General features: G+C 31.4%; 4 protein-coding genes, 1 other RNA gene and 2 pseudogenes. 4 read left to right on the plus strand and 3 right to left on the minus strand.

The window, feature by feature from the left end; all coding sequences use genetic code 11:
* Positions 1–446 precede the first annotated feature (446 nt).
* Positions 447–811: a transfer-messenger RNA gene (gene ssrA, locus A9G41_RS04770) on the plus strand.
* A gap of 1221 nt (positions 812–2032) precedes the next feature.
* On the opposite strand, the gene A9G41_RS04775 is transcribed toward ssrA, so the two are convergent.
* Both A9G41_RS04775 and A9G41_RS04780 read right to left on the minus strand, forming a co-directional pair.
* Entirely contained in the window at positions 2033–2488 is a 456-nt protein-coding gene (locus A9G41_RS04775) for a MarR family winged helix-turn-helix transcriptional regulator (protein ID WP_075539391.1), read from the minus strand.
* 4 nt (positions 2489–2492) lie between these two features.
* Entirely contained in the window at positions 2493–2744 is a 252-nt protein-coding gene (locus A9G41_RS04780; protein WP_065582620.1) for a hypothetical protein, read from the minus strand.
* 489 nt (positions 2745–3233) lie between these two features.
* Here A9G41_RS04780 and A9G41_RS04785 point away from each other — a divergent pair, with 489 nt between their 5' ends.
* Positions 3234–3725 carry a hypothetical protein gene (locus A9G41_RS04785; protein ID WP_065582619.1) on the plus strand — a complete coding sequence of 164 codons (492 nt, stop codon included), beginning with the start codon at positions 3234–3236 and terminating at the stop codon, positions 3723–3725.
* A gap of 123 nt (positions 3726–3848) precedes the next feature.
* Here the strand turns inward: A9G41_RS04785 and A9G41_RS14675 are convergent.
* A pseudogene (locus A9G41_RS14675) lies at positions 3849–4628 on the minus strand (SDR family NAD(P)-dependent oxidoreductase).
* A gap of 209 nt (positions 4629–4837) precedes the next feature.
* Here A9G41_RS14675 and A9G41_RS04795 point away from each other — a divergent pair.
* Together A9G41_RS04795 and A9G41_RS13860 are read left to right on the plus strand one after the other, a co-directional pair.
* Complete coding sequence (locus tag A9G41_RS04795; protein WP_065582618.1) at positions 4838–5731, plus strand: LysR substrate-binding domain-containing protein; 894 nt, start codon at positions 4838–4840, stop codon at positions 5729–5731.
* A gap of 205 nt (positions 5732–5936) precedes the next feature.
* Positions 5937–6085: pseudogene (locus A9G41_RS13860) on the plus strand (IS5/IS1182 family transposase); the annotation flags it as partial.

Raw genomic sequence — 6085 nt, forward strand, 5'->3', positions numbered from 1 at the left:
GCAAAAAAAATCCACTCGAAAACTCGAGTGGAGGGCAAAAAATGAAAAACGTAATCTGTTAATATAGACAAATTAATTAGAGAAAAGTTCAATTTAATTTCATATATTTTTTAATATTTAACAAAATGACAAATAACTTTTTGTTATTTAACAATAATTATTTTTAGAAATAAAATAATTATTCACAATATTACCCATTTATTTTATTAAGCTGTTACATAATTGATTGGTTAATATTCTTACTTTTAACGTTCATAAAATTTATTCTTATACTAAAGCATCTATTTCTCTGAAGCTTTTTTACAAAAGAATGCTACAAATGCTTAATATAATTATAGAAATAACGATATACAGCAACGCAAAATTAACCTAGAAGCAAGCTAACTTGTATTCGTACTTGAATTCGCCTATAATGCCTAGATATTATATTTATACTAACCACATTTGGGGCTGATTCTGGATTCGACGGGATTTGCGAAACCCAAGGTGCATGCCGAGGTGCGGTAGGCCTCGTAAATAAACCGCAAAAAAATAGTCGCAAACGACGAAAACTACGCACTAGCAGCTTAATAACCTGCATAGAGCCTTCTCTCCCTAGCCTCCGCTCGTAGGACGGGGATCAAGAGGAGTCAAACCTAAACGAGATCGTGTGGAAGCCTTGCTTGGGGCGGAATCATTAAACTTAATCAAGCTAGTCAATCAGTAGCGTGTTTGTTCGCAGCGGGTTGATGAAATTTAAAAACAAACTACGCATGTAGTACCAAGGATGTAGAAATTTCGGACGCGGGTTCAACTCCCGCCAGCTCCACCAATTCAATAAACAGTAGCATTCTTTAAAGCACACCAAGCCCAGTAACAATAAGCCTTAAAAGCAATTTTATTACCCTGCAAGTATCATTAAGGTACATTCACAACCAAAATTTTTAGGTATACGGACGCAATATATCTATATCTCATATACCTAAAATAATTATGGTTAGAAAAAACATCCATTAACAGATACTTAAATAAAAGCCATCAAGCCAAGAGATAAAAATTACTCTTTATTTGATGTTGGTAGTATATATCTCTTGGTTAAATTGAATAATTCTAAAATCAGGCGTTTATAAGTATACGTATCTGTATCCCCAAAAAGGCGCATTAATTAGCTTTGAAAGTTATCTTTAGGTTTCATTACAGTAAGCGAGGTTCAGAGGTAAACCTTAGTAGTGATACGGTAGCTTAAACTTAACAATATTGAATTTTCAGCAAGAAAACGAATAAGCATACAATATGATTTATACCTCCGAATTTGCCGATAAATACTCTGCATTACTTATCCTTATGGTTATACACTGTATATTATCTGCTCAATATCTATGTTAAATCAATATAAGTAAAAATTTAATATAGCATTCAAACAATAGGCGGTTGATTACGCTTTATTTAATGCATGTTTAAGCGCGCCAAGCTTAGTCCATGATATCAGGGACTAAGGCTGCGATGAGACAGTAAGAAGGATAAATCGGCATGATAAAAATCAGTCAGAAAACTAATTGATTTTATTTAAGTTTTTTGATGATGGTAGATGATAATATTAATTCTTTGGTTAAAAGTTTATCTAATATTTTGACAAGGATCATGCTACAGTAAAACTAAGTTAAATAACAGTTGACTATAGAGATTATAGTTGAAAGAATACCATATAATATCAAGGATACGGAAAATATTATCAATCAGTGTCTCGATTATACATTGGTTTATTAACTTTTTTACCTCTTAATGGTAAATCTACAATATAAAAATGAATATCTTTTGGCAAATAACTAATCCAATCACTGTATTTTGCCTAAGTTTTATCACCAATAATTTGTAAATTACAAGCACTCATAATCGTTTGCCCTTTACTTTGATCGATTGTTCGTTAGTGATTCTAACTTATCGGCCATTAATTAAAAATAAAGTGAATCTATGACCTACACTTTTTGATACTAAAAAGTGTAGGCTTACCTAGGGTGACTAAATTTTAACATAACGTATTAGTTCAAAAACTCTATATTTTTGCTAACCTCAATAACATATCATGAAAAGATGGCATATCTTTCCCTAAAGATGAAAAAAATTGTTGGTCAATATCCTCCACTAAAGGAAGAGCTCTATTCGTTACTGCGTAGCCATCTGCGGTTAATTTAATTGACCTTGCCCTGCTGTCTTTTAACGAGTTATTTCTTATGATAAATCGTTTTTCTTCCAATTTATTGATAATTTGAGAAATAGTCATAACATCTATATTTGTTTTTTTAGAAATCATGATTTGAGTGACTTCGTCAACATTCTGAGAAAGATAAGCAGTAGTTGCCATCACAATAAATTGAGGATGTGTAATAGACTGCTTTTTAAGGCAGTTTTTAATTTGACTATGCCAAGTTGAATAAGCTCTCATAAAAAGAAAGCCTATTGATTTTGAATCTTCCTCAAACTTAGATAAAAATTGAGTTTCATGATCCATTACTTTATTGCTCTACTAATTCTTTTAATCTAAATGTCTTATCAAAAATATCATCTGAAATGTGTTTAAAAAAACCGTAGTATGCTTCTTTATTAACATTTTCATTAGGAAGCAATGAAATCACTGATTTAATAATGGATTCTGTTTGTGATACGACTTCAATTTGATGTGAAAAGTAGAGTATGCCCATATCAGGTATATTAAATTGCTCAGTAAATTCTTGCTCGGGAATAACAGTGGATAAAATAACTTCCATCTCAGGTGCATCTTGTAGTTTAAATACTCCTTTCGCCCCACTTTTTAATTCACCGAAGATACGAAATTCTTCTAAATCTAGTTCCCATAATTTTCTTAAAGAAATATCAATATAGTATTTCCATATAGTTTTATGGTTGAGAAGTTACTGGAACTGCACAAGATATTGAAATTTTCATTTTTTACTTCCTTCATATAATAAGTACACATATTATATGTACACCCATTAAATGGGTCAATATCACTATTTTAATAATACATTCATAATAACTATCTGATTTTCTTAAACTGAGCAGTTAAATTTTCTCGCATAGATTAATTATAGTCTGATATAGTACTAAAATGGACCAAGAAAACTTTCTTAGCATGGTATGAATAAACACCCACATATGAAATCTATATGCTCAAAGTATTTAAAAATACGTCAATAGAAGAATTTGACAATCATTATTTTTATTTAACTGAACTATAAGTATTTTTCAGGATAAACATGATAAAACCGATATCTAATATTACATTAAAACCGCTACCTAAAGGCAAAAGAGGTAAAATTAGCTCGCTTGTTGAAGTTGATGGTGTTTGCTATGATGAAAAACTAGAAGGTCGCTATTTAGAAATGGCTTTTAGCTATGATAGCTGTTACGTTTTAATTTTTGTGACGGAAGATGGTGGTCCTTGGGAAGAAGTTTTATTCATCTATCTACTTGATTCAAAAAACTACCATATCGTTGATCGTGCCAGAATTGGCGGTGGAGCATATGCTTGGCTTAGCGCTTGTGGGCTTTGGAATATTAAAATTTTATCGGATCATACATTAAGTTTTGAATTTATGTCGTTTGAGGGGACTGATGGTTGGTTACTTAAACTTTTTAAAAAACCTATAAAAACCTTTCCGTTTACACTTAGAAACCTATTTCATGTCTGGCGCCCAATTTCATTTAAACGCTATTTTTTAATCGAAGTAAATAAAAAGTCACTTTAAATCGATATACTATATTTCTCTTTCTTTATACTGAAATTGGCAATCAAAATAACGATTGCCAAAACTCATTTTTGTTAAAATTAATATTTTCGACTGAATATTGCTGGTAAATTCGTTATTTTCTTACTTTTGGTTTTCTGACGGATTTCCTGAATAAGAAAATAGGCTATCTTTTAGTGAAAAAGAGAAATCTTTAGTATTAATCTCACCAATAACTTTGTTGCTATCGTATAAAGCCAGTAAAAACTCAGCCATTTGATTTGCGGTATGGTAGCGAGCAAAACAATTGTCGTAATCATATTCGGTTGTATTATTGGCTTTTTGACCGAACTCCGTTTTTGTTGCTGCGGGCGCCAGTACCTTTGCTGTTAATTGGGCATTAGCTTGTTTTAATTCTTGCGCTAACCCTTCGGTAAAAGCATTAACATAGAATTTGGTTGCACAATATGTTACAGCATTAGGCACAATAGTATATCCGCCTCGTGATGATATATTAATAAGCTGAGCGCCTGATTGGTTTTGGTATTTACATACATAAAGAGTGGATAAAATAGTTAATGCTTCAATATTTAGATGCAACATAGATTAGATTTTGGTTAAATCCTGAAGGCCAACACAGCCATAATGACCAAAACCAGCATTATTGATCCATGTTTCAATATTGTATTGATCTAATTGATCAAATAGTAAATGTGCATTAACCGCTACCGATAAATCACACGTTTGAATAATGATATCTAATAGCGGGTTCATATCATTAATGCGTTGTTTTAATTGTTCTAGTTGCTCTTTTCTTCTTGCTATTATAATTAAATTTTTATTTCGTTTAGCAAATTCAATGGCTGTTGCAAAGCCTATACCAGAGCTAGCTCCAGTGATAACAGTATATTTTTTATCTGTCATTGTCATTTTATCCTCTTTCATTTTTTATGTTGATATTTGGTTAAATGCTATCAAACGATTAAATACCGTTTGTTTGTAATTTGTATTTAGTTACTATATTTTTAGGTATTTACTTGATTTGCGTTATAATATTTGTAAAATAAAGAATAATAAATGATTTGAAAATTGATTTATTAACAACTGAAGGCTGATAATATGGATCTATTAAGATGCATGGATGCTTTTGTGCTAACAGTAAAAAAAGATCTTTTGCTGCTGCATCTGTTTCATTAAATACTTCTCCACAAATGGTTGCTAAATATATTGCGTTTTTAGAAAATTATTTTGGGATAAAATTACTGAATAGAACAACTCGTTCACAAATCCTTACCGAATTTGGCAAACAATATTATGAGCGGTGTCTGTTTATTCTTAGTGAGATTAAAGCTAGCAAAATGTTAGCTCAGCAACTTATTGAGGCTCAGCAACTTATTGATGAGCCGAAAGGTAAGCTTAGGATCAGTGCTCCAATTAGTTATGGCAATTTTAATTTAATCCCAATTATTAGCCAGTTTATAAAGCGCTATCCAAAAATTGATGTAGATTTGCAATTGAGCGATAGTTATGTTGATTTGATTAAAGAAGATTTTGATATTGTATTTCGGATTGGTGAATTAGTTGATTCAGGTTTAATTGTACGGCAACTTAAGCCATATCAATTGATTTTTGCTGCTGCATCTAGTTATTTAGCTCAATATGGTAATCCAACGGTACCTGAGGAACTAAACCAGCATCAATGTCTAATCTATCAGTATGTGAATCGAAATAAAAAAGATGATATTTGGTCATTTACTATTAGTGGTAAGTTAGTTGAACTGCCTATATCAGGTTCGTTTAAAAGTAATAATACGTTAGCATTAGCCACCGCAGCTATTGAAGGTGTAGGTATCACCATGTTACCTGAAGCAATGCTAAATAAGGCAATTAAACAGAATAAATTATTACCAATATTGCAAGATTATTTACCTCCCGCCAGAAAATTATACATGCTTTATACAGCGGATTTATATAGGCTACCTAAACTTAAGATGTTTATTGAGTTTGTAATAGATTCAGAGTTTTAATATGTGTAGTGTTTTTATAAACATAAAACAGCTTATGTAAGGGAAAAATAAAGAATTAGAAGTGTTATATAAAGCACGTGTTTATAAATATAACTATACTAAAAATAAAAGCAATTTAATTGCTTCAGATTGATGACAAAGAACTCGCTTTTTGACGAGTTCTTTGATCTAATAGAGAGGAGTCCATTATAAGAGAAGTTCTTCTATGCTAAAAAAACCAACTCCAGCGACACCAGAAAAAATAGAGCAAATCTCACTAGATGCGCTTGTCCCCCAAAATCATCTTGTTCGTAAAATAGCTAAAGTCATTGATTTTGAATTTATTCGAGAAGCGGTAGCACCACTTTATTGCCC

This window comes from Gilliamella sp. Nev5-1 (assembly GCF_001690895.1).
GTDB lineage: Bacteria > Pseudomonadota > Gammaproteobacteria > Enterobacterales > Orbaceae > Gilliamella > Gilliamella apicola_C.

Excerpts from the sequence above, each read along its gene's own strand:
- A9G41_RS04785 (WP_065582619.1), top strand. The coding sequence starts at position 3,234 with ATGATAAAACCGATATCTAATATTACATTAAAACCGCTACCTAAAGGC.
- A9G41_RS04775 (WP_075539391.1), bottom strand. The coding sequence starts at position 2,488 with ATGGATCATGAAACTCAATTTTTATCTAAGTTTGAGGAAGATTCAAAA.
- A9G41_RS04795 (WP_065582618.1), top strand. The coding sequence starts at position 4,838 with ATGCATGGATGCTTTTGTGCTAACAGTAAAAAAAGATCTTTTGCTGCT.
- A9G41_RS04780 (WP_065582620.1), bottom strand. The coding sequence starts at position 2,744 with ATGGAAGTTATTTTATCCACTGTTATTCCCGAGCAAGAATTTACTGAG.